This window comes from Butyrivibrio sp. WCD2001, from assembly GCF_000424485.1.
GTDB lineage: Bacteria > Bacillota > Clostridia > Lachnospirales > Lachnospiraceae > Butyrivibrio.
This window is the reverse complement of sequence record NZ_AUJZ01000005.1, coordinates 135,715-162,070: the sequence shown is the minus strand read 5'-3', so window position 1 is coordinate 162,070 and position 26,356 is coordinate 135,715. Positions and strand designations below refer to the sequence as shown.

Here is a 26,356-nt window from a genome sequence, read left to right as displayed (position 1 = left end):
TCCCCTTAATATCTACCTCATAAGTGTTTTCAATATCTGCGATATCTGCTTTTTATATTTAGATAAAAATGCAAGATGATCGTCATCAGGTCCGCCGATAATATATGCCTCTCCTTCTGTCTGTGAATATGAGCTCCATGGATCATTATCGCATTTAGCCGCATTTCCTTCGTTCATATCACCGTTTTCGCAAAGAACGACACTGTCTATCTCTGCCTTAACCTTCCCGCTAATATTGACGCTGTTCATCACGTTTGATGAATAAACCAGGTAGGTTTCAAATATAGCGTGAAGCAAAGCATCATTAGCATTATCTCCGAAGTTTTCTTTAAGATACTTTTCAAAAAATGTTCTCTCAGACAGGCTATCCTCTGCGCCGGGATCTGCGATTTTTGTCTCTGTCCTTCCCGCAAAGATTGCAGCTGCCGCAGACATTCTTTCATACTTACTTTCTTCATCGTATGTTTCACCTGGCTCCGGAGCTTCCAGCATAATAATCCTGTCTGCTTTAAAGCCTTCACTTTCAAGCCTTTGTGCTGCAAGAAACGCAGCCGGTCCACCCTGCGAATATCCGATAATAATGTCTCCGTCCTTAAACAGACCTTGCATGCTTTCGTAGTAATGCTCTATAGTTTTGCCCCACATGTCTGCACTTTCCGGCTCGTATGCCATAAGCTCCTCAAGCGTCATATCTGCAAATAGTGCATACTTATCATCCGTAAGGCCGTATACTCTTCCGTCGTAGTCAAGCTCTTTTATCAGCGGAAGATAACATAACGGCATTCCTCCCGAAGGTGGAATACAGAACAGTGCCGGCTTATCCTTGCTTCCTTCTTTAAGCAGAGCTGCCTCATCTTTCCTTCGCTCCCATCCTCTGTATCTCTCAAGCAGGAGTTCACCGAAAAGTCTTGGCGTAGGCGCCTTGGCAACATCTGAAATACTTATGTTGTATCCGTTAAGTTCCGAGATAAGGCGCATCATATCAAGGGAACTTCCGCCAAGTTCGAAGAAGGAATCATCCCTTCCAACCTTCTCCATGCCCAGTATTTTTTCATACAGAGCTGCTATCATCTCTTCAAGATAGCCCTCAGGTTCTGCTTTATTCTCAGTAAATTCGGGAACGGGCAGTGCGTCAGTATCAAGTTTGTCACTGGCATTTCTTGGCAGGCTATCAAGTGTTACTATCGCTACAGGCACCATGTAGGCCGGGAGTTTTTTCTTAAGATAAGCCCTAAGCATATCCGTATCCACAGCCTCGTCGCAGGTGATATAAGCGGCAAGATATGCTTCCCTTCCGTTATCACTTCTGCTAATAACCGCGGCTTCCCTGACAGATCCGAACTCTCTTATGCGGCTTTCTATTTCTCCGGTCTCAATGCGGTATCCGCGAATCTTGACCTGGTCGTCATATCTTCCCTGGCAATATACGTCACCCTTCGCATCAAAATATCCAATATCACCCGTACGATAAATGCGCTCCTTTGTATAAGGATTTATTACAAAAGCCTTGGAATTAAGTTCCTCTCTGTTATGATAACCTCTTGCAAGACCCATTCCACCAATGCATATCTCACCCTTTTGCAAGGTTCCGCACAGCTTATTACCCTGAAGGATATATACCTTTTTATTTACATAAGGTCGTCCTATCGGTATAGCTCCCAGGTGACCCTCCTCATATTTATAGGAGAGCGCATTGACACAGGCTTCGGTCGGGCCATAGTCATTTACCATAAGCCTTGCATGCGTTACCCATTTTGCGAAAATATCATTGTTTGCCGCATCTCCGCCTGCGCAGACAGCATCGATGGTTTCGAAGTCATCCGGATTAAGTGCCTGCAAAAAGGCATTTGTTGTCGCTATGCAAGTCACTTTGTTTTCCTTGCAATACCTCGCAATGGCTTCAGAACTTCCAAGTTTTTCCTTCGAAATCATGCACACTGTGCCTCCGTACGCAAGAGGCACAAATATTTCATATACAGAGGCATCAAATACATAATTGGCCATCTGTAGTATTACATCTGTCGTATCACCGAAAAATTCCCTGTTGGACCTTACCATAACAGTAAGGGCCTCATGATCTATCTCAACACCTTTGGGAATTCCCGTTGTTCCCGAAGTATAAATCATATATGCAAGAGTCCCCGCCACATCGCTTTCCGGCCTGGGCACACTATAATCCGCATCTTCCTGACTAATAAGTTCCTCGGTGCAGACATCTATGATACGTAAATCTGCTTCATTAAAAAGCTCTGATCTATCCTGTGTTCCCGGGTTTATACTCCGAAGCACAGCCACAGGTTCACAGTCAGAAAGAATAAAGCTTATACGATCATCCGGATATTCGGGATCCAGCGGCACATACGCAGCACCTGCAATAAACGAGGCGATCAGCGCCACTATCATTTCGGGATTCCTGTCGGCATAAACTGCCACGAAACGTTCCTCTCCAAAGCCAAGTTTTGATGCAAGAGCGCAGGCTCCTCTCCATAATTGCTCATAGCTTAGAGTATTGCCCTCCATTATTACCGCGGCTTTATCCGGATTTTTCTTTACATTCTCATATAACATGTGGATAAATGTTTCAGAGCCAAACTCCTTACGGGTTCCCGATATATCCGAAAGCATGTAACTTATCTCGCTCTGAGGCACCCTTTCAAGCTCTGAGATTTTTATATCCTCGTTTGATATTATCTGAAGGATCAGGTTCTCATATCGTCCAAGAAGCCTGTCTATGTAAGCGCGTTCATATATTGTTTCATCATACTGAATTTCAACGCTGAAACCGTCCTGTTCCTCTATACCTATAGAGAAGGGATAATCAACCTCCTCATGTTCCATACTTATCCTGTATCTGTCATCACTGTCCTCTGCCGGATAATTTTCATAGACATAAAGAGTTTTTATAAGACCGGCGCCCGCCTTCTTTCTGGACATTATCTTATCAAGAGGCGCATTTTCATAAGGCTGCATACTAAGATAATCTTCCTGTCGCCTCTTCATAACGAGGGAAACAGGTGTATCAGCCTCCCATTTAATCCTTGTGGGTATTGTATTAATAAGCATGCCTACAGCATCTTCGATACCTTTGGCATTTATGTTTCTTCCCGATACCGTCTCTCCAAATACGATATCCTTCATATCATTTTCAAAACCGAGAAGAAGTCCGAAGACCGTTCCGAAAAAGGTGCTTAAGGTAATCGCTCTGTTCTTCGCATATTCCCTTATCTTCTTTTCTTTTTCACCTTTTATGGAAAGTTTCACATAAGCAGCTTCGCCCCCGCCCTCGCTTTCGGCGGATTCTCCGATTCCCGCTCCCTCATTTATTCCGCTGAGATATTCCTCCCACTTGGTGAGAGCGCTTTCGCTGTCTCTGTCGCCTGTAAGACGCAGATATTCCGCAAACCCGAGTCCCCCGGCAGCTCCTTTTAACGCTTCATTCCTAAGCTCGTCATAGGACTCATCGCCGCATAATCTGAAATAATAATCCGTAACAGTATCTATAAGTATTCTGAAACTCCATCCGTCAAATATGCAGTGATGGGAAGTTATAAGAAGTTCCTTTAAATCCCTGTCCGCAGAATCCGCATTGAAGGTTACTCTTAGCATCACATCTTCTTCCGGATCAAAACCTCTGCGTAAATCGTTTGCTGCAATATCCTCGATGCTAAGTCCGCTCATCTCACAGAATTCAGGAGAAGCTGTGCCTTCACTAAGTATTATCTGCCAGAGCTTCTCGTAACCGTTTATAGCAAAACGTATTCTGAGTGCATCAAAACGAACGGCTGCAAGACTCAAAGCCGCGCAAAAAGCGTCCTTATTCCATTCACCCTTAAGAAGGAGCTTATCCTGTAACATATATGCGGCTGTCCCGGGCTCAGCAGCAAGGCGGTACAGCATGCCCTTTTGAAGAGGTGTCGGAGTGCCTATTGCCACAATATCTTCAGGAGATATTGACATAGTAAGCCTGTTCCAGTCGCGCATACTCATGATGTCCGAAACGCAAAGATCCGAAGGTGAAATAACTCTTCCCTCGTCAGGTATGCTCTCTATCGATGACTCAATGAATGATATGTATTTATTTATAAGCTCTTCGATTTTGTCAGCGGAATATATATTGTCATATACGCACTCAATTTCAAAGCCGCTGAAGGCCGCCCTGATATTAACGGATATTGTCCCCGGATCAACATTCTCTGCATCCGATTCACGGCCAGCATATTCATCGGAGTATTCTATTAAAGCTCCGTGGCTGCTGCGAAGGCTTCCAAGATAGTTGAAAACAAATCCGCCGATATCGACCAGATCATCAAATAAAAGGCCGTATCCCAGACCATAATTGGGCACAGCTGCCAGCTCTTCCTTGACCTGAACGATCTGCTCATCCGTGTCTTCAGTAGCGGAAATGAGCATAGGATATACAGCGGTAAACCATCCTACTGTTCTATCGCATCTGATATCCTTCCCCAGCTTCCCTCTGCCGTGACTTTCCATCTGGAATAAAACAGTTCTGTCGCCGTATAAGCCATTGATTGTCCTTACTAATCCTGCCAGCAATATCACAGCAGGGCTCGCCTTATACCTGCTGCCCGAAATCCTTATCAGCTTATCCGATATTTCCTTCCCTACAGACGCAGTTATATAGCCAGATCCATTTGTCTGTGATCCGTCATTTTTCAAGAAGTTACTAAGAAGTTCTTTGTAACCCTTTCTGTATTCACTTATTCTTTCATGTATCCTGCCCCAGTAATTTCTCTCCGGGATGAAGCCCTGAGATTTGCTGTACATCTCTAGTTCCTTGGACCATTCCCCAAATGACACTGTCATAGGAGGCAGAACGTCTTCGCTTTTTGCACCGCAAAGTGAATTAAGATCCTGCGCTATAATCTCCCAGGATACCTCATCAATCACATAGTGATGGAAGGTAAGGAATAACCTGTCACCTGCTTTTTCTCTGAAAAGAGCAGCCTTCATAATCCTTCCGCTCTCCGGATCAAGCGAAGCATTTAAGTCATTCATTACCTTTATTCTTTCCTGCTCATCGAGATCACTGTATACGGGAAGGTCTATCCTGCTAACTTCTTCCTTTTCACGAATCCTTATTGTGCCGTCCTTTTCCAGTACCATCCTGAGCATACCGTGATACCGGACAAGAGCATTAAGAGCCTGTTCAAGCGACGCAGCATCAGCACTTTCTTTGATAGTGAAAACTGCTGCCTGATCGTAGTACGACGGATTGCTCATCTTTGCCATATTGAACATGCGCATTACAGGAGTCGGTATGACCTTTTCAAATTCCTTGTACTTCTTCTCCTCTTCCTTCTTAATATGCGCACTAAGTCCGCGCACCGTCTGGCTTCTTAAAATATCTGCCGCATCAACGTTGTAACCCTTCTTGCGAAGAAGCGATACAATCATTATTGCTTTTATGGAATCACCGCCGTATGAAAGAAATTCATCGGTGACACCCATATTCTTTATATCCAGAACTTCCTCAAACGCCTCAAGGAGGTCCCGTTCTTCCTGCGTTGCCGGAAGGACTCGACTACTTGCATTTTTAAATTCTTCCCGATAATCTTGGGGATCCGGGAGCCTTCTTCTGTCAATCTTGCCGTTTATGGTGAGTTTAAACTCCTTAACGGGAATGATCACAGAAGGAATCATATAAACCGGAAGGCGCTTTTCAAGCTGTTTTCTTATATTCCGGATTTCCTCATCCGAATTTTCTGCGTTCTGTAAAATGCAATATCCAAGTAGCTGTCTCTCGCCTTTTTCATTCTTGCGAATTATAACTACAGCGTCATTAACTTCGGGGAGCGAACGCATAGCTGCTTCTATTTCGCCTGTCTCAATTCTGTAGCCCCTTATCTTGACCTGGTCGTCAATGCGGCTTATAAACTCGATATTGCCATCCTTAAGCACCCTTACAAGGTCACCGGTCCTGTACATTCTGCCCTCACCAAAGGGATTATTTACATACTTCTCTTTAGTGAGTTCCGGTCTGTTGTGATATCCTCTGGTCACCTGCCTTCCGGATATGCAAAGCTCACCCTGCACACCGATTCCGCAAATACTGTCTCCTCTAAGGACATACGTCCTTGTTCCCGGGATAGCCCTTCCGATTGGAACATTTTCCTTTTCACCACGAGCTTCAAACAGTATTCTGCCCTTGTCCGCAAACTTAAAGCTCGTTGCATTTACTGTTGTCTCAGTGGGGCCATAGGTATTAAATACCGTCCTGTTCTTGCTCCATGCCGTAAGAAGCGATTTATCCGGTGCCTCACCTCCGACATCAAGGAGTCGCAATTTCGGTAGTCTCTCAGGATCCATAAGTCGTAAAAATCCCGGAGTGAGAGATGCGACGGTAACGCCCTTGTCCTCGCAGTATTCAGAGAGTCTTTCCGGATCCCTGACAATATTCTCAGGGATGGTACAAAGACATCCGCCCACGGTAAGTATATGAAAAATGTCCCACACTGACTGATCAAATACAAAATTTGCGAACTGAAGAACAGTGTCGTTGCAGTCAAGCTCATAAATATTCTTATATGCATCAAGAAGTGACGACAGCTGTGCATGCTCTACAACAACGCCCTTTGGCTCCCCGGTTGATCCTGATGTATATATCATGTAAGCATTCCGGTTCGGCATGACCCTTGGAAGCCTGCAGTTTTCATCAGCCTTCTCTTCAGTTCCGGTACCAAACTCTTTTTCCGATAACCTGATGACAGGCAGCTTATTCAAATTCTCTTCTATGTCATCGCAAATGTCCGAATCCGCATCGCATACCAGCACAAGATCAGCTCCCGAATCCTTTAGCATAAAGCTAATACGCTCATTTGGATATTCGGGTGATATCGGCACATATCCCGCACCTGAGCGCAGTATTCCAAAGATTGCCGCAATCATCGAAAAGCCGCGTCCCGCTATAAGGCCAACCCAGCGCTCCTTACTCTCCTTATCATTTTTAAGAGAACCATATTCCTTCAAAAGTCTCCCGGCGATTCTGCCCGAAACCTCCCACAGCTGTTTATAGGTCATAACTGATTCGCCATATACAACCGCTTTCTTATCGGGATGCTCCTTTGCCTGCTGCCCCACTCTGTCTATGACAGTGTCCGATAAAAATACCTCATCGTTCCCGGCGCCATAATTCATAATAAGAGACTTCTCTTCCTCACCCAGCATGGAAACAGCACTTAGTGATTCCTCCTCTTTTCCTACACACGCTTTAAGAAGAGTATTAAAATGTCTGCTCATCCACCTGATGCTTTCCTCATCAAACAGATTCCTGTCATACTCGAAAACAAAATAGTATGAGTCCTTTTCTATTCCGCCTTCAAGTGTGAGGTCGTACATCGGCATCTCATCATAGGGCCAGTACATTTTCGAAGGTCGTCCGTCCATGTCAGGCAGCGCACTGTCAAAATCACGCATCACAAAAAAGACATCAAATAACTGGTGCCCGTGTGCAGTGCGCCTTGTGCCTCCAAGCTTTTCATAACCGGCTGATATATCCTCCAGTGAAGCCTGCCTGTTATCCAGCATGAAAAGTACCTTATCCCTGACACTGTCAAGGAGCTGTGAAAAGGTCATACCTTCCTTTACGTTCATGGCTATCGGCAATGTATTTGCGAACATTCCCTGAAGTTTTACCGTGCCTTGCTGCTGCCTTCCATCCACTGCCGTTCCGAGAATAAGCCTTTTCTTTCCTGTATACTTATGGAGCATAACCGCGAAAACCGTGACAAAAAACATGTAGGGCGTAACTCCGAGATCCCTGCAGTTTTTCCCGATTTCCTTCGATAGTCCATCACCGAGTTCAAGCTTTACATGCCCTGCCTTTGCCTTTTCGGACTCATTAAACACTCCATCATATGGAAGCCTTAATTCTCTGCTATCGGCATGATCTGATAGGAGCCCTATCCACTCATCTATACAATGCTTATAGGCATCCGCCTCCATCCATTCACGCTCCCACGAAGCGTATTCCTTCTGGTGAATAGCTGTATCTTCAAGCGCTTCTCCGTTATAGAGAGCAGCGAATTCCTGTCCAAACATAGCCATTCCGGTACCATCATTTATGATGTGATGCCAGTAGAATGTAAGTCCCTTATCTCCAATACTCCACATAAAAAGCGGAGCATCTTCAAGTTCAAAACATGCGGGAGCTTCCTCTGTATATGCCTTTTCTACAGCTTCCGTTATCCACTTGCTGTCAGCTGGCTGAATCCTCTGAACTATATCAGATCCCTGCATATAAAATGAAGTTCGAAGGCTCTCATGACGTTCAAAAAGCTTATAAAGCACCTCTTTGGTTCTTCCCTTATCAGGCCTTTTTTCAGTCATTACAGACATGCTAAGAAGATACGTGGAATCGTTATCGTCAAGGAGCTTCTGCGCAGTGTATATTCTCTCCTGCGCTTTACTAACAGGATAATAATCCTGCTCCGGCAGAAGTTTTTCATCGATAGGTCTAAAGCCCGAATCCGTATCTTCCAGACTCCTTTTTTCAATAAGGTTAGCAAGCTCGGAAACAATAGAATTCTCCATGATATCCCGCGTACTTAATCTGCATGAAAAATGTTTTTCGATTTCAAACAGGAGCCTTGCAGCAAGAAGTGAGTCGCCGCCTATCCGCATAAAATCGTCGTTTCTTCCGACTTTCGTAATGCCAAGAAGCGCTTCATAAATTAGTGTCAGTTCCTTCTCCGTATCATTCGCCGGTGCTTCATATTCAGCCTTGTTAAGGTCAAAATCCGGCACCTCAAGCTTTTCATAATCCACCTTTCCGTTTGTATTAAGGGGAATACTGTCTATTCGTATAAAAAAGGACGGAACCATATAAGAAGGCTTAAACCTGCGAACATAATCCTCAAGCTCATTGGTATCAAGTTCTGAATCCGCAAGATAATAAGCGGCTATAACTCTCTGTCCTCCTACCTCGGGAGTCGAGATAACCACATCATCTATTCCGTCATAGCCTCTTAAGAGTTCCTCTATCTCTGCAGGCTCTATTCTTATTCCGCGTATCTTGACCTGTCTGTCGGCCCTTCCCATAAATTCGAAGATTCCATCTTCATGTCTTATGACAAGATCACCGGAGTGATACATCCTTTTGTATTCGGGATCATCAGAAAAAGGATTGTCCGTAAATGACTTCTCTGTGAGCTCCGGACGATTTAAATATCCAAGTGCAACATGGGGACCTGCTATGCAAAGTTCGCCTATCTCTCCCGGTTCTTTCTCCTGTCCGTTCTCATCCACCACATATAATCTGACCTCGTCAACTGCTTTTCCTATGGGCGCCTTGCCCGGATATTCTTTATCTATAGGAAAAATCGTCGTATACAGTGTGCACTCAGCCGGGCCGTAATCGTTAGTCAGTGTGTATCCGGTCGGAGGAGCCACTGATACAAGTGCTTCTCCGCCAACTGTCAGATGACGAAGACAGTGGTTTGAAACAGTCATTGCAAACTGTCTTCCAAGCTGCGTTGTCATTGTAAGATGAGTGATTCTATGCTTTTCAAGAAAGCTGTTGAGCTCACCTAAATCTGTTCTTATCTCTTCGGGAATGATATAGATTGAAGCACCTGAAGTAAGCGGAAGCAAAAGTTCCACTATCGCAAGATCAAAGACAAAACTCGGATGCTGTGCCATACGGCAGCTATCATCCACTTCATAATATTTCAGATGCCATTTGCAGGCAGAATATATATTGCCATGTGTCAGGACGATACCCTTGGGCACACCGGTGGTACCTGATGTGTACAGTATTACAAAGCGGTCATCGCCGTTTACGTTTTCCCAAATAACTTCGGATGTATCCGGCAGCTTAGGGATATCCTCCATATAGAGTATTGTGCACTGTTTTCCGCCTTCACACGCAAACGTTATCAGATGTTCAAGCTCTTTTGAAACTATAACGACAGGTGCATCCGCATCCTCTATCATAAAGCGCAGACGCTCTTCGGGGTAAGAGGGATCCAGTGGCTGATACGCTGCTCCCGCGCGAAGTATCCCAAGCGGAGCAATAGTCATATATTCGCAGCGGGGCACAAGAACGGAAATGACATCCCCCTTTACTATGCCCTGTTTCTTTAAAAAGGCTGCCAGTTTTCCGCTAAGCTTATCAAGCTCACCGTAGGTATATTTATTTTCCCCACAATAAAGCGCAGGCATATTTTCATATGCCCTTGCAGACTCCGCTATCAGCGGCAATATGGATTTTATTTCATAAGGTCTGACCGGTTCGTGCATCATCCATGTTCCCCATCACTTTTTATCATCTCTGTAGATATAGTCCACCAGCTGAAGGTTGCTAAATGAAATGTCAAAATCTACTTTCTGCGCCGTTGTATAATTCACTCCTATCTTCGGCGTAGTTTCACATACCATATCCAATTGATCAAAGGGTACCCCCTCCTCGGCATATCTTCGAATCTGCTGTACCACATGATTTGCCGACTCACTGCAATCAGTCATGGTAATTCCGAAAAGGACACCGTTGACAACAGGCATAAGCTCATCCTGAGCCATGGTTTTAATCTTTTTCGGAATAATACAGTCATCAAGAAGCTCCTGCATTTTTTCCTCGTACTCAATGGAGGATATCGTAACAAGCAGACAGTCTATGCCTTTATCAGCGAGCTTCCTGTAGGCCTGTTTTAATTCATCATAATATCTTTCATAATCATCATCCGTAACAGGCTCATCCACATTTTCATATACAACCTCGAAGCCGTATTCCTTTGCCTTTGCTTCTATCGTCGGGATTCCTGAATAGATATATGCATCCCGGGAATCCTCATATACAACTCCAAGCTTTTTAAACCCAATGAATTTGTAGCCGGCATCCAACTGTCTGATATAAGGCGTGGTATCCATAAGCGCAAATGACCTGTCATCGAACCGCTCCGTCTCGCTTTTTACAATGCCCGCCTCAATGGGATCTGCCGCATACATATTTATGAACTTATTCTTTTTCTCGTTATTTTTAAGATAAACACCCGACGCTGTTCCCATCGACAGAATAATATCTACATCATCGCGGTTTGTGACGCTCTTATAATCCTCTTCATTCATATCATCAAGATTGAAAAATGCATCTCTTACAAATACATATTTTGCCCCGGCAACACCGGCATCGCAGATATCGTTCCATAATTTTAATGTATCACCCGATGATAATTTTTCTTCAAAATTCACGTTCTTATATTTCTCTGCAAAGGACTGACTAATGCTTCCCTCATAGGTGAATTCAATGGCTATATCCAACAGGAGCTGGGTAAACGAACCGTATTCCTCGCTCTCAACATATCCTAATCTGATGGGAGTGCCGGGAGTTACATTTTCCGAAGCATTCGCTTCGCACACCTTAGTAAGGGAGGAGATGATTAAAATACAAATTATGCAGATAGTTGCAGTCAGCTTATTTCGTGTTTTCATTATCTGCCACCTCCTTCGCTCTATTATCCTTGCTTTTAAAATAGAGTATTGCCGCTCCGTAAACTACCAGGCCGATTACCAGAGCTACCACGATAATTCCGGTAGCATTAGCAGCGCCTTTGTTAAGACGCGAGGTTATTGCAATAGGTCCTATTCCTATCGCGATCTTACCAAACACCATCTGAAGAAGTGTACTCTGCTCCGTGACGGTTCCCTCGACATGATCCAGTCCCGAATCGATTACAACCATACCGAAGCAGTCCCACAGACTTGTAAAAATGATAGCCAGTATCGCAGCCCAGATACTTGATGTTAATACAAAAAGACCAATGCTCAGGGTCTGAAACAGCATATAAAGAAACATCGCCGGCCTTGTGCGCATCCTTTTCGTAACCCATTCCGAAATCGGATCTGTAAGGTATGCAATTATCATGAAATTGGCCATCAGGAGTCCCGCCACCATTGAATTGGAGAAATTCATCTCATCTCCGAACAGCGGGAATGTATACTCCACAAACAGCGAAGCCATGTACAAAGGAATAACTACAAAGATCATGAATATGCTGACCTGGGGGATTCTGAGTTCCTTTACAGCTTCGAAAAATGAAATTCCTTTCTCGTTTTCCTGCTTTTCAGGAAAATGGGCGATGAATATAAGAAACAGACACAGACATCCGATAGCCGCACCTACCAGGAATACAACTGCATAGGATGCCACATCCGCTATAAGTCCGCCTATTACCACACCGCAGCATACACCGAGATTAATTGCCGCCATGTATTCCACGAGAAGTCTGTTATGCATCTCCTGATTTTTCTGAGATGCCGCATACAGCCTTATGGCATTTACAATTATGCCGTCGCAAAAACCGAATATAAATCTGGATACGATAAGGAAAGGCAGATTAGGTGAAAAGGCGCACAATATATATCCGAGGATTCCGGCTACTATTCCGGCAATCAGCGTCTTCTTCATACCGAATCTGTTTATCAGAGTGCCGCAGCCAAACAGGCCGATTAGCACCGCAACCGAGAACATGGTATTGGGCATTCCGCCTAAAAAGGACATGGACTCGGGCAGATTCATCGCATCAAACATTTTATTACTGAACACCGAGAAAAAGCCGCTGTCCAGTGCAAAGGCAATACCTTCTGCAAAGACAAACAGACGAAAGCCCGGGATATATAGCTCTTTTTCCCGGCGGCTGTCCCTGTATTCGATGTGATTGGTAAGGAACTTTATCGTCTCCAAACTCATAAAGATTGCTATGAGAATCAATATGATAATATCTATGGCATTGTTAATTTTTTTTCTGTTTATATAATCAATGCTGTAATTACAATTAAGGTTAATTCCATCCTTGTTCTGAACATCAATATTTATACATTTATTCTCGTCGCCATCACTCCCGGCTTCCGTCATTATCTCCATACTTGATATTTCCGGAATGTTCAGTGACAGGTCCTCAAGGTATTCCTCAAGTCCTGTGAATTCATCATAATCTACTCCCTTGTTGATGACCTCGTTTATATCATTTTCCACCGAGCGCGCTGTCATTATCGCTATCTTATCCAGGGAAGTATCGAAAGCAGAACTCACCTTCATCATCGAAAATGTGCCAAGCAGACACTGGGATGCAACAAGTATTACGATAGCCGTAATGCGCATCCGCTTTACGGTAAGTTCCTCTCCTCCCAGGATGAAACAGGAGGCGAAAGCCGCTATGATTACTGTAAGCATGACAGCTAAGCTTACCCTTGCTATGTATTCCAGATATTCTCTCGTAGCAGCTTCTACTGATTCCTTATCAAACTTAAGAATCATCTCACCGCCATCGAAATCCACAAAAGCGTACAAACCATCAGACCTGATAACGTATTCCTCATCCGGAGTAGTTCTTCTTACCGGCTCATCAATGTCACCGATTGCCTCTACTCTCTCCCTTTTGCTGTCAGTGACCTCCACACCGATAATGTCTGTAGACAACGCGGCTATGCCCTCCATGATGTCCGTAAGACCATAGAACTTATTGATCGGTTTTCCAAAGCTCAGCGCATAGTTCATCTTCCTCACGGCACTTGTCGTATTAAGGACTCCGGAATGGACCACCGTGTCAGCCTGCAATTTGCGGTATGACATGGTATTCAGGGCAGCGGAAAAAAGCGTCATTACGACACCCAGGAGAATCATTGTAAGAATTACGCGATTTCTCTTTATCTTCATAATGTCTGTCCTTATCTGTTATAGATATACCGCTTTAGCATTTCCTTATTTTTTCCGACTATGCGTTTATTGACTTTGTTTTTTTCATCCAGTTCCGTGCTGAGCTGATTTATATGGCTCTGCATCAGCATCATCGTGCTCGCCATGCTCTTCATCATCTGCAGGATATTCACATGGTTTTCACGGATGAACTCATCTATCTTATCCTCTGTCACTCTGTATATGATGATGTCCGAATAGGCAATTACCGTATACGGAGACTTCTCGTGAAGCAGCAGTCCGAATTCCCCAAAGCAGGCACCTTTCCCAAGGAGTCCAAGAAGTGTCTCATTCTCCGTGCCATGTGCCAGATACACCTCGGCATTCCCTTTTAGTATCTTGAACATGTCCTTGCTGTCTTCTCCCTCACGAAGGATTATTTCGTCGGGATGAAAAGTTAAGATGCTATTGTTATCCACTAGCTTTCCCTTTCTGCGCCGGGGCAAATGGTTTCTGCACCGGGCAGAATGTTTTCTTTGCCGGGCAGAATGCTGAAAAAGTAAATACAGAAGCAAAATAGCACTTTTGGTACCCTTTTGGGGCGGATTTTCCTGCTTTTTCATTACCTGTTGTAAATGAGCGCTCATTTTTGCCAGTTTGGTACCCCTATTTTCTCAAATCATGGGTACCAAAACCGAAAAAATCCACTTATATTTACTTTTTATTACTTTTATCCATTAATTTTACCATTTTCCATACAATGATTATCTAAAATAAGTATAAAAATATTCTCATGTAAAACAGTGTATAAATGATAGAATCTGACATTGTACCGGTTAAAGAGTCTCGTTATACTATTAGATATGGATAAGTACGCAGAAATAATTAATCATGAAAAACCGATCTCGAAGAAACATCCCCCTATGCCCCTCCAAAACAGGGCTGCACAGTTCATGCCCTTTGCTGCTCTTGTGGGTTATGATGACGAGGTGTCAGAAGCGGGAAGATTTACCCGCGAGAAGATCGAGCTGACTGAAGAAAAACAGTCAGAACTAAATGAAAAGCTCACGGAAATGATTAATTCCCATGAGCCCGGTGATACATTATCTGCGACTGTGACATATTTTGTTCCCGATGGATTAAAAGATGGTGGGGAATATGTCACGAAACAGGTTAATATTGGAAAAATCGATACCTTCAAAAGGTGTCTCGTACTGGATGATAAGTCCGTAATTCTGATAGAGGATATTATATCTATTGAGTAAGACTCTTTGTTCTTCCCCAAAATATTATAATTGCGGTCGCATTTTGTGACCACAAATGCAGGTTTCCTATATCAATCCTAATCTATTTTGTATTTTAACAATGAGAAATCTGGTAATCCTTCTTCCTACATATGCTAAAGCATAGCTACTTTTTCTTTTTCCTAAAAATAGACACAATGCTCAATACACCCAGTGCAAAGAATATCAGTGCAAAAATCGCTGAATATTGCACGCCACTATTTAAGGCTGATGACGAAAGCAAAAAGCATACGACTGCTGCTATGACTTTCGTCCATAAATCTGTACCATTGGAATTGCTTCGTACATTTACATCAACACCACCCGGTGCTTTATGTCCTCTGACATAATATGGACACTGCGTATACCTTCCGTATCCTTTGAGCACTCTTCCTCCACATCTTGCAGCCTCCTCCGTATTAGTAGGCATATGATATCCAGTAGTTCCTCCGTTAGTTTGAGGTCTTTTGGGGCTATAGCACCACGCTTCATATTGAGTCCATCCACCACCCTTGCCATATGAAGTCATCTTGGCACATGGACAAACCTTATAATGAGTCCCATCATAATTCCCTCTTCCTCTCGCCATACATTATCACTCCTTTAGCTTATATCAGTTCCTGTAATAAGTTCGTTCCATAGCAATGGTTTCTGGTTCCAGGAATCCCCTAAAACACTTTTTTCAGTATCCGACCACTCATTTGCATCCAATCCATCAAGCACAATAACACGGTCTGCCATCTCTTCATATTCGACCATATCATCATCCGTTACCCATTCTTTGGGTGATACAATAAGCAGTTTAGCTTTTTCCCCATCTACTTCAGGTTGCCAGACATCATGTAATGGTTCTGCTGCCATCATGTAAAATTCGCATGCAGGTGAATGCTGACCATGATACACAGTAAGAATCCCGCTTTCATAGATGCTTACATCATCACACCACGAAAGCCCCATAAATGTTTTAAATACTACTTTATCATCCTCACAAAATACCTGATATAAAGTTCCTTCTGTCGTTGCACATTGATTCAAAATGTATAAAATGCTTTTACCATCATGCTCCATCATGCAATAGAAGCATCCAAAATCTGATGGGATTTCTATAGAGTTATCATCCTGTTGTTCAATTCCCCCTTGATTATTTAAATACTTTCTTATATCTTCTGCCAAAAGTTCATAAATACTTATCTGTTCTCCACCATTTTCAGCCGTAATCTCTCCATGTAAAAAAGCTGAAAACATGCGAGCTGTTTCAGAATTTAAGTTTGAATCTGCCACAACATCATTAAGGATTAGATTGTAAGTATTATCACTCTTAGCAGTATCCTCTTCATTAAAGTTCTTAGCTGCTTCATTAAATGCTTCCAAAGGCGAAAATTCAGGTTCTCCGGCATAAAATTCATCTACGCTTAGCCCAAATTCTTCAATATATTTTTTTACCTCAGAATCATATTCCTGCTTTGGAATCCAGGGCATACCTCCTTCTGTAAGTATCTGCTCAACAGTAAGCGAGTCAATGCCACTATCAAAAATTTCATATGAATAGATGGTTTTACCATCATCCTGACCAAATGAAAATGTAGTTGAGTACAAATAAACCTTGTCTCCCCATTCATTCCACTTATCACTCATTGAAGATAGATCAATACCATTATCTCCACCACAATAGGTCGAAGGTATTGCCTCTGCATAACACTCATCTGTATAGAAAAGATCGCAACGCTTTCCATCTTTATCCACACCGGCGCAATCCGTATCCATTCCACAGCCGGCATATGCCGTCATAGATCCAAAACTAATTCCATATTTGTTTATCGCCCCAGCATTTCTGTAATGCCATATTTCCTCAGTGCAAAACTGAAGTTTGCCATCAATATATTTGATAACAATTGCACAATCCGTATCACCCTCATATTCTGACATTTCAGTTGAATCAGAAAATGATATAAGTAGCTCTGGAATACCATCATTTCCACAATCTATATAGGCATATTGAAAGTCATGATAATTGTGTTCTTCAAATCCACCATTCTCAGAAATAGCCTTTATAACATCCCGGAAGACATACCCCTGACCAGCAACAAGTCCATCCATCGCGTAATTATCAAAATATAACTCTTCTTCCAAATGTAGAAATCTCTCGTATGCTGCCATGCTTTCATCACTTAGAAGTTGCTGTTTATCAAGGTTATTATTGTCAGAAGAATCAGCATTATCAGCAACCACGAGCTCAGAATCTGGATCTTTCTTAGCCTCTAATACTGTTTCTTCCACCGTAGACATATCCTCATTATTATTCTTTTCATCCACAATCGTGTTTTCTGTATCAATAGTTGTATATCGATTTGAACACGCCATCAAAAATACTAAATTAGCGCTTATTAATAACAGTATAATTTTTCTTTTTCTCATAATTTTGTTCTTTTTCTAATAAATTGATATACAATCGACACTAATTCCATTTATCTATTCCAACGCGCTCCTTTAATATCAATGTCGCTTGAGGATTAGTTCTTGCCAGCCCTTCAAAATCGTCAAAATTTCTAGGTAACTGTGATACACCATTTGCATCATAATCACAATAAACATATTTTGAAGAAACCAGAATTGACTCAGTGACACCATGTCCTCCACCAGACAGACAGTACTCTTTACCATTTCGTGCATATCTGCATAGTTTTGAATAGTGCGGAGCAACATAACAGTTTTCAAAGTCGAAATATAATAACTGGCTACTACATTCTGAAACAGGGAAAACAGCTGGCTTTCCACTTTGCTTAAATGTTGCAATTCGTTCAAGTCCAGGATTGTTGTACAAAGGTTTTAACACCCACCACTCCATTCCTTGCGGCGGTGACACAGGGATTGCAAAAGAACAATTAATGTTATCAATTACAGAAAGCTCTGTTATAGCGCATTTACGATTAAAATCAATTGTCTTTATACGAGACACGGATTTTATTTCGTCCTCCATGACTCCTGACGATTTTTGATAAATCCGACAGACAGATGATATTTGCACCCCCTGGGCCTTGTCATAGAAATCCGTGTTCATTACTACTGCATATTTATCCTGGCCACAAACAACCCTGCATATATGTGAACTGTCATCTTCATGGAGCGCCAGAGATAGAATTTTATGCTCTCCTCCTTCATTGACTCTATACGCTGTTTCTATGGTCTCTGATTCCCTGCAGAAATAGAAAAGTTCATCTCCATATATGTAAATATTCTTGAGTAACAGAACACCTTTCTTTTGATTAATCTTATATGCCTTTACTTTTTTATTTACTATATCGCAACATACTATACGATTAATCCATTCACTATCATCCCATGTATAACCTGTGCCATATTCAGCGAACCAAACTCCTTCATTATTAAATCCAAGCAGAAATGAATAATTATTGCAATCCGGCAGCTTTTCCTTAACCAGAAAATTTCCAGTTTCTGTCATAAATTGCAGCATATTTTTGTATGGATCCCAATACAAAATCCAATCTCTGTTTACTTGCATTCTCCCTACAAAGTCCTCGTGCCCAGAATTAAAATAAAACTCTTTATGAGCCGGTACGGAATCAAGGTCTGTAAAAATATCTTCCAACTCGCGTTTATGAATTGCATCCTGGTCTTCTTGCAACCTCCACCCGTAATCAAATTCTGATTTAGCTTTTTCCAAACTATCATATTGATAATTATTGTCTAAATCTACATTATCAAGAGATCCTTCTGATACAATATCGCCATCATATTCATTCCCACATTTCGTTATTATAATCAGCCTAGTATTCTCATCCCACTCTGCTGAAATAACATCGCCTTCACTAAAATTGGAATACTGATATAGTTTTGCAAGTCCATCAATTCTTCCTTTTGCTTTAGAATGCATTTTCGCCTGATACTGGTTGTGCTCATATTGTACCGTAACCGATGTACCCGCTCCTATATCAAAATCCTTTCCAAATGTCATAATTTTATATTGAACATCTGTATGTCCCAACTTTTTTATAGCTTTCATATTTCCCCCTTATTCCTCAGTTATTTTTTCAAACAACAAATGACCTTCGGCATAATCGTAAAACACATGTATGCGATCACCTTCATGTAAATCATTATCACTAAACAAAGCTCCAAGCCTATCTACTCTTCCTTTTATAGAATTGTGCATTTTAGCATTATAAATTTTTCCGTTGTATTCCACTTTCACATACTGTCCAAGTCCAATATTAAAATTCGTTCCTAATACACATATCTTATATTTTACATCAGTAGCACCTAAAACTTTTACTTTTTCCATGTTATGATCAAGCACTTTCTCACCTTGCATTTTGGAATCCTTTTCTCCTGATGCAGTAACTGTAGAAAGTGCTGTAGTCTCATGTAATAATTTTATTCGCTCTTCATCATTACCTGCACTTCCGTCTATCAATGAAACAAATACTTGAAAGAATGGTCTCCATTGTTTTAATTCCTCTTCATCAATAAACTCAGAAAAAACATCTGGTACTATTTCCTCAGTTGCCAGCGCTCGTATATCGTTCATCTCCAATCCTGATATTTGTCTTATAATAATATTATACAAATTCTCATCAGCATACTGCAGGCATAGTGTTGCAAAAAGAAGATTCCGTGTAGCTGTATTATCCCAAAGTGATTTTGGTGTTATGTACCGAAGAAGCAGATATGCATTAAACAGTCGCTTTATTGCCCTTGGATTTGCACCAATAGAACATTCAATCAAATTTTCACAATTTGATAGCTCATTATCATCACTTTGTATTCCTATCTCCTCCAAACAGTTTTTCACGTAACGAGTTATATTATAATTTGCTACAGGGAGTCTAAATGGTACCTGTATTATTTTATCAAAAAAGTTTTTTCCTTTATCTTCATCATCAAATCCATACTTAGCTTCCACTCCACTAACAACGACATCATAATCAATAGCCAGAATAAAAACGCAATTTGGACAATCCAAAAATAATTTCAAAACCTCAAGAAGTTCTACTGCTCTACGAGGTTCAAGCCGATCTAAATCATCAATAAAAATCACAATCCGACTTTTTTCTCTCTTTATCAGCGTTTCCTGTATATAACTTTCGAAACGTTCACGCATATTGCGCATTGCTTCTATCGGATTAAAGTTCTTCTCACCGCCGCTAAGTCCCCGTTCCAAATTATCCGCAATTCTTCCCCCAAGCTGAGAGTCCACTATAGACAGTAATATTTCCTTTGATGCAGATGTAACTTTCCTAAAACCTTGTGTAAGTCGTGATATCTCATCTTTATCAGATTCAGACAACTCGAGCTCTGAGCATAAATACTCCAAAAATGACAACGCCAGCTCATCATCCATATGGAACTGAGAAAATTGCCAGGTGTTAAACCAAATCATTTGTATATCATCGCACTGTTTTAAGGAATCCCTAACAATATTCATCACTGTAGTTTTCCCTGTCCCCCATGCCCCCTGTATAGAAATTGTCATTGGCGTACGGCATGCGGATATAAACTCGGTAAGCCCTTTAGTATATTGGCCAATATCAAACAAATCCTCTACAGATGCCACATCAGTAAAACCAATATTACTTTTTTTCATCGTCTAGCTCCTTGAAAAATCAACAATTATTGTTTCTGTCTCACAACTTAGATAATCTTAAACACATCTGAATAGCAATCTTACATACCTTCATGCCTTATGCCCGCCGATTTGCTTTCCTCTCTCCAATCCGGTGGCACCTTCCTGAAGCGAAGTGCCTTTTACTATGGCGTTTTTCCCGAATTTCTTCTGAATCTCAAGAGTTGCCTTCTGAAGGGCAAGCTGCTTCTCATCGGACTTGGCAAGCTGCTTTTCGTCGGACTTAGTCTGCTCATTTTCACCGTCTCTGCCCTGCTGCCGGGCATCAGCTTTTTGCGGATTCATAACATCAAAAAGTGAAAGCTGTTCGTAAGATTCCTCTGCCATCTTTTGTGAAGCGGTTTCATCAAGTACATGCGATGCGACGATTGTCACTCTTCTTATCAAAAGTTCGGGAGCCACTTTTTCATCATAAATCTTTAATGCTGCATCTATGATATGTCCGGAGAGGGCCGTGAATTCGTCAAGGTTACAACTTCCGTGCGCATGCTCCGGAACCTCTCTTCCATAATAGTCCTTCTTGATTTTCCCCTTGTATTTCTTAGCTATTCCGGGAAGCTTAAGACTTTCCATGTCATAGCCTATGGTCAGAACTATCTGGTCGGTGACCTTTTTCTCCTCCAAAAGCTGCATGGCAAGGGCATCTGCCATCTCCCTTACAATTATCCTAGCCTTATCAAAATCATAGGGACAATGAAGAACCTGACCCTGACTTAGGCTGCTGTTCTCGGGCTTATAAGCCTTTATCATCTCCATCGTACAGGGTTCGTATCCCCACGCATGATCAATGAGGAGCTCAGCGTTAATTCCGAAAAGCTTGTAAAGAAGCTCTTCGTTATGGAATTCCATATCCTTTCCGAGACTGCATCTTGCGATATCTCCCATCGTATAAAGCCCGACCTCGGAGAGCTTTTTCACGTAGCCTCTTCCGACTCTCCAAAAGTCCGTGAGAGGAGTATGATTCCACAGTTTTTCCCTATAGCTCATCTCATCGAGCCCTGCAATTCTGACTCCGTTTTCATCGGGTTCAACATGCTTAGCCACGATATCCATCGCAACCTTTGCAAGGTAGAGATTTGTACCAATTCCCGCAGTTGCCGTAATTCCGGTGGCCTCCTGAACATCCTTTATCATGTCCATTGCCAGCTCCTTCGGAGTTCTGTTATAAGTCCCAAGGTAGCCCGTGGCATCTATGAAAACCTCGTCAATCGAGTAGACATGTATATCCTCGGGGGAAATATACTTCAGGTAGATTTTATAGATCTCAGTGCTTATCTCCATGTATCTTGCCATCCTCGGCACGGCGGCAATGAAATCCAGCTTAAGAGATGGATTTGAAGAAAGCGCGTTGTCATCATCAGATTCTCCGGTAAAAGTTCTTCCCGGAGCGTTCATCAGCCTCTTCGCATTTATCTCCTTAACCTTCTGCTCAACCTCAAAAAGTCTGGCCCTCCCGGGGATCCCATATTTTTTGAGAGCGGGAGAAACAGCCAGACAAATTGTTTTTGAAGTTCTGCTTCTGTCCGCAACTACGAGATTTGTAGTCAGCGGATTCCTGCCAATATCATGGCATTCGACAGAGGCATAAAAGGACTTCAAATCTATGGCAATATATGCTTTTTGTTTTTCGTTTTGAGACATAGACTTAAGTATCAGTGTATATTGTCAAATACCTTAATTTTTATTTCAGTAGTCGGCATCGCTGCGATGTCATTTGAAATATTAACATTTCCCTCATACATTGATGAAACAAGTGCCTTGTAGTCATCAATGGTAAAGTTTTTCATGGACCAGGTATCCATCGGAAGCTGTACATAATTCGCTTCAGGGTCATCGCCCGAAACAATTCCCAGACTCATAATTTTGCCTGCGTAGTTGTCCCAGTTTCCGTCGAACAGATCTGTAAGCGCTGCCTTTATTGACGGAGCAATTCCCTTCATGGCAGAAGTCACACAGATTCCGTCTCCGTAAAGACCGTCCAGAGATACAGACTGATCGACATCAACACCTATGATCTTGCCGCCTGCCTTCTTTGCAGCTTCTCCTGCTGATGTGAAAATTCCGCCGCCGCAAGAAAATACTATCTCTGTGCCATTCTGGTACCAGGTATCCATAACTGCGGTAATCGACTCATCGCCGAAGAACTGCCCTCCGTATACATAGTTTACTTCAACTTCCGAGGTATTTCCAAGTTCCTTTGCCGCATCGTCGGCGCCCTGGATGAAACCGTAACCGAATCTGATAACCGCAGGAACTGCCATTCCACCGAGAAATCCAAGCTTTTTGTATCCTTCCTTAACTACAGCATAGCCCGCCATATATCCCGCGAGCCCTTCGTTATATGTCAGAGAGCAGGTGTTCTGAGGAAGCTCGTAGACTCCTGCGCTTTCGAAATCGCCCTGACTGCAGTCAACCACGATAACATGAACATCTTCGTTACTGCCGGCCCAGTTTGCAAGGACTTCTGCAAACAGATACCCGGGCACTACTATTACATTAAAGCCATCAGCTACCGCATTATCAATAGCAGCAATTCTGGCATCATCAGTGTCCTCGGTGGGTTTGTAGTACTGGAAATCCACACCTCTTTCCTCCGCAAACTCTTTTGATGCCTCATAGGTCGTCTGGTTAAAGGACATGTCCGTGACATCACCGGAGGTAGTAATCATCGCTATCTTGTAATCTCCGCTATCGCCGCCCTTGCTCTTCGAAGATGCGCCGCAGGCAGTCACGCTGATTAAAAGTGACAGAGTAAGTAACATTGCTATAATTTTTTTCATCTTGTGCCTCCTATTTTCATAGTTCTACAGCAGTCTGAAGTGCGATTTCAATCATATCCGTGAGAGTTGTCTGCCTCTCCTCCGGAGTTATATTATCCTTTCTGAAAAGATGATCCGAGACGGAAAGGATAGAGAGCGCATTTTTCCCGGCATCAGCGGCATTCATGTAAAGACCGGAGGTCTCCATTTCAGTCGCAAGTGTGCCAAAATCTCTGTAGCGCGCATACCTGTCCAGAGTGTCCGAGTAGAAAATGTCAGTCGAAAAGACATTTCCTACATGATATCTTACGCCTCTTTCTCTAGCTTTGTTCACGGCTCTCTCTAAGATGCTGTAGGAAGCTGTAGGGCAAAAGCACCCCACCAGTCCATATTGTTGTCCGTAAGAGGAATCGTAATGAGCTCCCACCGCAAATATCAGATCTCGGGCTCTTATGTTATCCTGCAGTGCTCCCGCAGTGCCGATTCTTATGATGTTATCAACATCAAAGAAATTGTAGAGTTCATAGGTATAAATACAAATTGAAGGGATTCCCATTCCATGCCCCATCACGGACACTTCCTTGCCTTCATATTTTCCTGTGTAGCCAAGCATCCCTCTGATCTCATTTACACACTTTACATCCGTAAGATAATTCTCCGCCACGAATTTTGCCCTGAGCGGGTCTCCCGACATTAGAACTGTCTTCGCGAAATCACCTGGTTCTGCGCCTATATGCGGTGTTGCCATAGTTACTGCCTCCTCATTAGTAAATCTCCTTTCATTTTACTATATTTCGTCCCAGGATAATCTTAAACAAGTATAAAATATGAAAAGGGACTCATGCCCCAAACAGGCAAAAGTCCCTTGAAATCATATACCCTTCAGAATCTCCTTAAGGTAATCCATATATGTTTATAATTGTGTTTATCCCTTGGGCCAGTTATCGGGGTCTTTGTAATAAAGCTGTCCAGCGTAATCCATCATGTATCCGAAATCATCAACCGGTGCAAATTCAAAGTCCTTGTAAAATGTGCCGTCGGAATAAAAGAGTCTGTAAATCTCGCCGTCTTCTAAGATGGGATCCTTATCCCTGAATTCGACGTAGCCTGTAGCCTCCACAAAGCCATCCGCATCATGGGCAGTGAATGTTCCCACCGTATCGAATTCCATCCAGGTCGGTGCAATTCCGTCATCGTAGTAGAGATACCAAATTCCGGGAATAGCTGCGGCATGTTTTCCTTCAAAAGTAACTTCGCCTTCTTTTAAATAGGAGTCGTCAATTATCGGTGCTCCAACCGGTGTTAAACCTGTAGGGGCAGCGCTTTTCATATGTGCCAAAGTGCGCTCAAAATCCTTGACATCATTCAGCCTCATGCCCTGAATATCGGGAGACTTCAGGAACCTTGTTGCATCCTTATCTAAGTCATAAGGTTTCGTCTTGTCACTTCCAAATATGTTTATTTCCGCATTTCCTGCCGGTATATAATAATTTGGAAGTATCTCTCCCGTTTTTGGTGAGTAATACATCAGTCCGTACATTGAGTACTCTCCGACCTGCTTCACTTCTCCTTCTTCAACTGTGAAAAGGTGCACAGGATTCCAGGGACAGTCCCCATTTGCAAGCACAAGGTCCGGAATATCATCATCGTTTACATAGATGAGTTCGAAAACCACATCGCTAGCGTCTACAGGTCTGTCTTCCTCCCCAAAACCTTCTTCATACATAGTAGATATAACCGGATGCTGCATGTAATTTTCCAGAAAATCGGCGTAGGCTTTTATGCTATCTGCAGTGCCTAAGAAACAGCTAAAGGTTCCGCCGTAATCCGATTCAAAAAATCCTGCCTTCTCATTGTCCCAGGGATTGTCGTATTTGCTTGTTCTGGAATCATAGGTGGCGTTTCTGTACTCAATTGATTTAGAACCGTCTTCATTCTCTGTTGTCTTTGAGTAATTTATGTTTACTATGCCATTGTCTCTTTCGATTATGCTATCCAGTGTATATCCCTGACTCTTCAGTTCTTTTTCCGCATTGATTCCGTACTTTTCATCCAAGATATCCTCATCTATAAACCTTGCTTCGTATTCGGTGAAATCGCCTTCACTTCTTGAGTAATAATAGTAATACGGCTTCCAGGTGTGCCCTGTCCACATGGGTTTGTCTGACCCTTTCTCATAGTCGCAGTAATTGTCATAGGCATCGATGGTTATTATCAGATCGCCTGTGCTTTGATCCACTTCTGCATAACCCATTCTTGAAACAGATGACTCGTTTAATTTATCCCCGTCAACATAGTAGAGATTCGTCACCCTGCTTGTCACATAGACATCGCTGAATGCAATAAATCGCTTATCCGCACCTTCGATAATTCCAAAGACATTTTCATTATCAGCTGCAAAGCCAAATTCATCATGAATCTGTCTGCATTCGTTCTCGTTTACAAACCAGATGGTTCCTTCACAAGCACCAAGTTCATCCATGACTCCATCACCAACATAAAAGAAGCCCTCGATTTTTCCATCGGTATCGAAATCGTCCACAAGATAATACTTGGATGCCTTTTCCGGCGACACGCCTGCTGCCTTGGCAACCTTAGCAGTGAAGGTGTCTGTCATCTCTGCAATTTCGCTCTGCGACACTACAGGTGCCTTCAGGCCGTCTGAATCCGGCTCGTCTTCATCGGAGGATGTGGATTCATCGATGTCGTTCTTTTCTGTATCGTTTGTTCCGGTGCCTGTTTCTTCGATGTCGTCACCTTGGCCATCGCCGGCTTTGCCGGTGCTGTCCACATCTTCGCTGGCCTTGTCCTTATTTGCTTCGTTGGTATTGTCCTTTTGAGCCCCGTTCGTATTTTCTTCATTTGCCACGTCACCTTGCTCAGCCTGCGCGGAATCTACTTCTCCACCGTTGCTATTGCTATCTGAACCGGGATTATTACTATTTCCGCATGCTGTTGCAGCAAGTGATAAAGTGACTATTGTTATCGATAGTAGTGACAACAAAGATTTCTTTTTCATGCTATC

General features: G+C 42.7%; 13 protein-coding genes. 1 reads left to right on the top strand and 12 read right to left on the bottom strand.

Features of this window, described 5'->3' with window-relative positions; all coding sequences use genetic code 11:
* Window positions 1-12 precede the first annotated feature (12 nt).
* The 4 genes from G630_RS0105570 to G630_RS0105555 are packed head-to-tail and all read right to left on the bottom strand — an operon-like array spanning window position 13 to window position 14,127.
* Window positions 13-10,260 (bottom strand): non-ribosomal peptide synthetase, encoded by a 10,248-nt coding sequence (locus tag G630_RS0105570; RefSeq protein ID WP_026498010.1) that lies wholly within the window; start codon window positions 10,258-10,260, stop codon window positions 13-15.
* Between the two features lie 12 nt (window positions 10,261-10,272).
* The gene (locus G630_RS0105565) at window positions 10,273-11,445 is read right to left on the bottom strand and encodes a hypothetical protein (RefSeq protein WP_026498009.1); all 1,173 of its coding nucleotides are present in this window, start codon (window positions 11,443-11,445) and stop codon (window positions 10,273-10,275) included.
* Window positions 11,429-13,669, bottom strand: a complete 2,241-nt coding sequence (locus G630_RS0105560; RefSeq protein ID WP_026498008.1) for an MFS transporter — start codon at window positions 13,667-13,669, stop codon at window positions 11,429-11,431. Before G630_RS0105560 ends, G630_RS0105565 begins: the two co-directional genes overlap by 17 nt.
* A gap of 11 nt (window positions 13,670-13,680) precedes the next feature.
* A complete protein-coding gene (locus G630_RS0105555) occupies window positions 13,681-14,127 on the bottom strand; it encodes a Crp/Fnr family transcriptional regulator (RefSeq protein WP_022763259.1) in 447 nt (148 codons plus the stop codon).
* Between the two features lie 384 nt (window positions 14,128-14,511).
* Between G630_RS0105555 and G630_RS0105550 the strand changes: the two genes are divergently transcribed.
* Window positions 14,512-14,913 carry a hypothetical protein gene (locus tag G630_RS0105550; RefSeq protein ID WP_022763260.1) on the top strand — a complete coding sequence of 134 codons (402 nt, stop codon included), beginning with the start codon at window positions 14,512-14,514 and terminating at the stop codon, window positions 14,911-14,913.
* Window positions 14,914-15,058: 145 nt separating this feature from the next.
* Here G630_RS0105550 and G630_RS0105545 read toward each other — a convergent pair whose 3' ends face one another.
* The 8 genes from G630_RS0105545 to G630_RS0105510 all read right to left on the bottom strand — a co-directional run bounded on the left by G630_RS0105545 (window position 15,059) and on the right by G630_RS0105510 (window position 26,350).
* Window positions 15,059-15,520, bottom strand: coding sequence for a hypothetical protein (locus tag G630_RS0105545; RefSeq protein WP_022763261.1), 462 nt, complete (start codon window positions 15,518-15,520; stop codon window positions 15,059-15,061).
* A 14-nt stretch (window positions 15,521-15,534) separates the two neighbouring features.
* Window positions 15,535-17,346: a hypothetical protein gene (locus G630_RS0105540; protein ID WP_026498007.1), complete on the bottom strand. Its 1,812-nt coding sequence runs from the start codon at window positions 17,344-17,346 to the stop codon at window positions 15,535-15,537.
* Between the two features lie 40 nt (window positions 17,347-17,386).
* Window positions 17,387-18,952 (bottom strand): hypothetical protein, encoded by a 1,566-nt coding sequence (locus tag G630_RS0105535; RefSeq protein WP_022762093.1) that lies wholly within the window; start codon window positions 18,950-18,952, stop codon window positions 17,387-17,389.
* Window positions 18,953-18,961: 9 nt separating this feature from the next.
* Window positions 18,962-20,533, bottom strand: a complete 1,572-nt coding sequence (locus G630_RS20865; RefSeq protein WP_049946110.1) for a KAP family P-loop NTPase fold protein — start codon at window positions 20,531-20,533, stop codon at window positions 18,962-18,964.
* 90 nt (window positions 20,534-20,623) lie between these two features.
* Window positions 20,624-22,213 (bottom strand): Y-family DNA polymerase, encoded by a 1,590-nt coding sequence (locus tag G630_RS0105525; RefSeq protein WP_022762095.1) that lies wholly within the window; start codon window positions 22,211-22,213, stop codon window positions 20,624-20,626.
* An 11-nt stretch (window positions 22,214-22,224) separates the two neighbouring features.
* Window positions 22,225-23,352, bottom strand: a complete 1,128-nt coding sequence (locus G630_RS0105520) for a BMP family lipoprotein (RefSeq protein WP_022762096.1) — start codon at window positions 23,350-23,352, stop codon at window positions 22,225-22,227.
* Between the two features lie 16 nt (window positions 23,353-23,368).
* Window positions 23,369-24,079: a purine-nucleoside phosphorylase gene (gene deoD, locus G630_RS0105515; protein WP_026498005.1), complete on the bottom strand. Its 711-nt coding sequence runs from the start codon at window positions 24,077-24,079 to the stop codon at window positions 23,369-23,371.
* Between the two features lie 177 nt (window positions 24,080-24,256).
* Window positions 24,257-26,350, bottom strand: a complete 2,094-nt coding sequence (locus tag G630_RS0105510; RefSeq protein ID WP_026498004.1) for a hypothetical protein — start codon at window positions 26,348-26,350, stop codon at window positions 24,257-24,259.
* Between the last annotated feature and the right edge of the window lie 6 nt (window positions 26,351-26,356).